A 3,738-nucleotide genomic window follows, 5' to 3' on the forward strand; every position below is an offset into this window, starting at 1 on the left:
CACCGCCTCTTGAGTCCGTAAATCGCGATCCGGCGCTGTCATTTCCTGCATCTGTGCAAGTAGAATTGCGATCGCAAAGTCAATACAACACTCCCGAAATTAGCCCGGATATTTTCGCTCCTTCTCGCAGGCTAGATTCGGCAGGTTCGGGAGTTTTAGCATTTGAGGAAATCTTTACTCGCGAGTACGAAAAATATCTGGATTTGCCCGCAAGAAGACCGATCGGGAATATGTCGGTAATTTACGAAAATCTTCGCAAAAACGAAAAAATTACCGGAATCAAATCTGCTATTATTTATATGAATTGGCTCAGCAGAGCTGATGCAGCCGCTGTCAAAGAAAATGATTCTGTACTGGTGGCAAGTCAGGATTTATCAAATCTATTGCCTGTGAAAACAAACCTCGCATCCCAGCCATCTCATCCCTTAGAAGATAAGTTGACTCAGAGGTTGTCGCCGGATGGCAAAGAAGTTTCCGATGTTCCGAGTGGGGAGCATTTAGAAATAGTGTTAGTAACAGCTAATGCTCAACCCCAGCGCGTTTTAATTCCGGCTACAACCCGCTGGCAGGTGTTGCAACTAGCTGACGCCCTGCAAACCGAAATAACTAATCCCCGAAAAAGAAGCAGCATTAGTTATTTGGATACCGCGCAAAAACTTTATCGGTGGTTAATTGCACCAGTTGCCGCAGAATTGACAGCTTTAAAGATTGACAATTTAATTGTAATTCCAGCAGCAGGTTTGCGGAGCGTGCCGTTTGCTGCTCTTCACGATGGCAAAGGCTTTTTAGTTGAGAAATACAGCATTAGTGTGATGCCGAGTCTGAGCTTAACTGATATCGGCTACGACAATATTGCGGATGATGAAATTTTGGCCATGGGGGCGTCGGTATTTGAAGATAAAGCGCCATTACCAGCGGTACCGGTGGAGTTAGAGTCGATCGCGCCGCCAAGTGAAGGAAAATCATTTTTGAATCAAGATTTTACTCTCGAAAATTTGCAAGCTCAGCGGGCAAATCAGCCTTTTGGCATCATTCACTTAGCAACTCACAGCGAATTCCAGCCAGGAGAACCGAAAAATTCTTACATTCAGTTGTGGGATAGTAAATTACGTATCGATCAAATGCGACAGTTGCGATGGAATGAACCGCCGGTGAATCTGTTAGTTTTAAGCGCGTGCAGTACCGCTTTGGGCGACGAAGATGCGGAGTTGGGGTTTGCGGGTTTGGCGGTAGCTAGCGGTGCTAAATCCGCTTTGGCGAGTTTGTGGGAAGTCAGCGATGATGGGACTTTGGGGCTGATGACTGAGTTTTATCGCCAGTTGCGGGCCCCCAGACGCGGTGGCAATTTGATGATTAAAGCGGAGGCTTTGCGACGCGCGCAATTGGAGATGCTGCGGGGGCGCGTGCGGATTCAAGACGGGATGTTGCGAGCCCAAGGGCTTTCTGGGGGTCTAATTTTGCCTCCAGAAATTGCGGCGCGGGGCGATCGAGTGCTTTCGCATCCTTATTATTGGGCCGCCTTTACAATGATTGGCAATCCTTGGTAATGGAGTTTTCCCACAAGTCTTACCGAAGTTATTAGGGTGGTGTGATGAACTCCCTTGATTCGTTAATTGCCCGAAAACCTATACTATTGACATACATTTTTAGGCATTCCGGTTTCACAGTCTCGCTGTAACCAGGCGTGGGACTCATCATCAGCGATAAATTGACGATCGCATTTGACACAAATGTGGTTCTGTTTTCCTTTTTTCTTAGTGTTTCTACGGATATGGGTTAATTTGCACTCGCTTTCATTGCATGGTGATTCGCCCTATTTATACTCTCATTATGCAACGCCCAAATCTCCTAGGAAGACTAACGGCGATCGCACTTCACTCTGTTTTGCCGGATTTTACAGGAAACTGTGGAGCGATCGGACTCCTGGTCGGAATGTTTAGCCCTCTTATTTTGAAGAAATGTTAAGAAAAAATAATTTTTTTTGGAAAACTTAAGCTTTTCTTAAATTTTAGGGTAATATTGTGTATTAGATAATACATATACTTAATTAACTAACAATATATAAAAAATAATTGAGTATTAATACTGACAAGAGGCTGTAAGAATGATTAACTTACCGGGCTACGACATTACCAACCAGATCCATGAAAGTAATAATTCTGTAGTTTACCGGGGACTGAGAAAGCAAGACAACCAACCCGTAATTCTCAAATTTCTCAAACAAGATTATCCGATGCCAGCTTCGTTAGTCAGATACAAGCAGGAATACGAAATCACACACAATCTTCACCTAGAAAGTGTCCCTAAAACCTACAGCTTAGAAAGATACCATAACAGTTTGGCTATCATTTTCGAGGATTGTGGTGGAGACTCATTAAAGCTTTGGTTGGCTTCTCACAAACTTACCTTAGAAGAGTTTTTATTAACAGCTATTAAAATAACCAGGGCTTTAGGTGAAATTCACAGACATAAAATTATTCATAAAGATATTAATCCCAGCAATATTATTATCAACTCAAGCACAGGGCGAGTTCAAATTATAGATTTTGGCATCTCTACGGTTTTAAAGCGCGAAAATCCTACCCTGAAAAATCCTAATGTTTTAGAAGGCACCCTTAGCTATATATCGCCGGAACAAACAGGCAGAATGAACAGAGCGATCGACTACCGCACTGATTTTTACTCATTAGGAGTCACTTTTTACGAAATGCTAACAGGGCAATTGCCCTGGGATTACAGCGATGCAATGGAATTAATCCACTGTCACATTGCCAAACAAGCAGTACCGCCCCACCAAATCAATCGAGAAATTCCTAAAGCTGTTTCTGATATTGTGATGAAGCTATTAGCGAAAACCGCTGAAGCCAGATATCAAAGCCCTTGGGGAATTATCGCTGACCTAGAAGAATGCCTAGAACAATTAAAAACTACGGGAGGAATTGCAGATTTTGCGATCGCCCAAAAAGATATTACAGATAAGTTTCAGATACCTCAAAAACTCTACGGCAGAGAAACAGAAGTTGAAACCTTATTAGCAGCCTTTGAGCGAGTCAGCAGGGGCAGCACCGAAATGATGCTAGTATCCGGTTACTCTGGCATAGGTAAATCCGCCTTAGTACAAGAAGTTTATAAACCAATTACTAAAGCCAGAGGTTATTTTATTGCCGGAAAATTCGACCAATTTCAACGAAATATCCCTTACGCCGCCGTTGTCAAAGCCTTTCAATCATTAGTCAAGCAACTCTTAACAGAAAACGAAAATCAACTCAATACCTGGAAACAAAAAATATTAGCTGCCCTTGGCGCTAATAGTCAAATCATTGTCGATGTCATTCCCGAAGTAGAACTAATCATTGGCCCACAGCCCGCCGTACAAGAATTAAGCGCCACCGAAGCACAAAACCGCTTTAATTTAGTATTTCAAAAATTCATCCGCGTCTTTTGTTCAGTTGACTATCCCTTAGTCATCTTTCTCGACGACTTACAATGGGCTGATGCCGCCACATTGAAACTGCTACAAGTAATGATAGCAGATGAGCAAACCAACTATCTATTTCTAATTGGTGCTTATCGAGACAACGAAGTCAACCCATCTCATCCTTTAATGATGACTTTGGACGAGCTGCAAAATCAAGGTGCAAGAATCGAGCGAATTACCTTAGCTCCCTTACAGCTTCACCAGATAGTTAACTTAATTACTGATACCGTGCGTCAAGACCAAAAATCAGCGCTCCCCCT

General features: G+C 42.9%; 2 protein-coding genes and 1 pseudogene. 2 read left to right on the forward strand and 1 reads right to left on the reverse strand.

The genetic code is table 11. The annotated features are described in order from the left end of the window. On the forward strand, nt 1-1,547 hold a 1,547-nt coding region (locus tag QT984_RS16935; protein WP_333374515.1), incomplete at its 5' end, for a CHAT domain-containing protein. A gap of 2 nt (nt 1,548-1,549) precedes the next feature. On the opposite strand, the pseudogene QT984_RS16940 reads toward QT984_RS16935, so the two are convergent. Continuing rightward, nucleotides 1,550-1,789, reverse strand: a pseudogene (locus QT984_RS16940) (IS1/IS1595 family N-terminal zinc-binding domain-containing protein); the annotation flags it as partial. A 315-nt stretch (nt 1,790-2,104) separates the two neighbouring features. Here QT984_RS16940 and QT984_RS16945 point away from each other — a divergent pair. Next, on the forward strand, nt 2,105-3,738 hold a 1,634-nt coding region (locus QT984_RS16945; RefSeq protein ID WP_333374517.1), incomplete at its 3' end, for an AAA family ATPase.

Origin of the sequence: Microcoleus sp. Z1_B2 (assembly GCF_036700325.1) — a bacterium.
In the GTDB taxonomy this organism is placed as follows: Bacteria; Cyanobacteriota; Cyanobacteriia; order Cyanobacteriales; family Microcoleaceae; genus Microcoleus.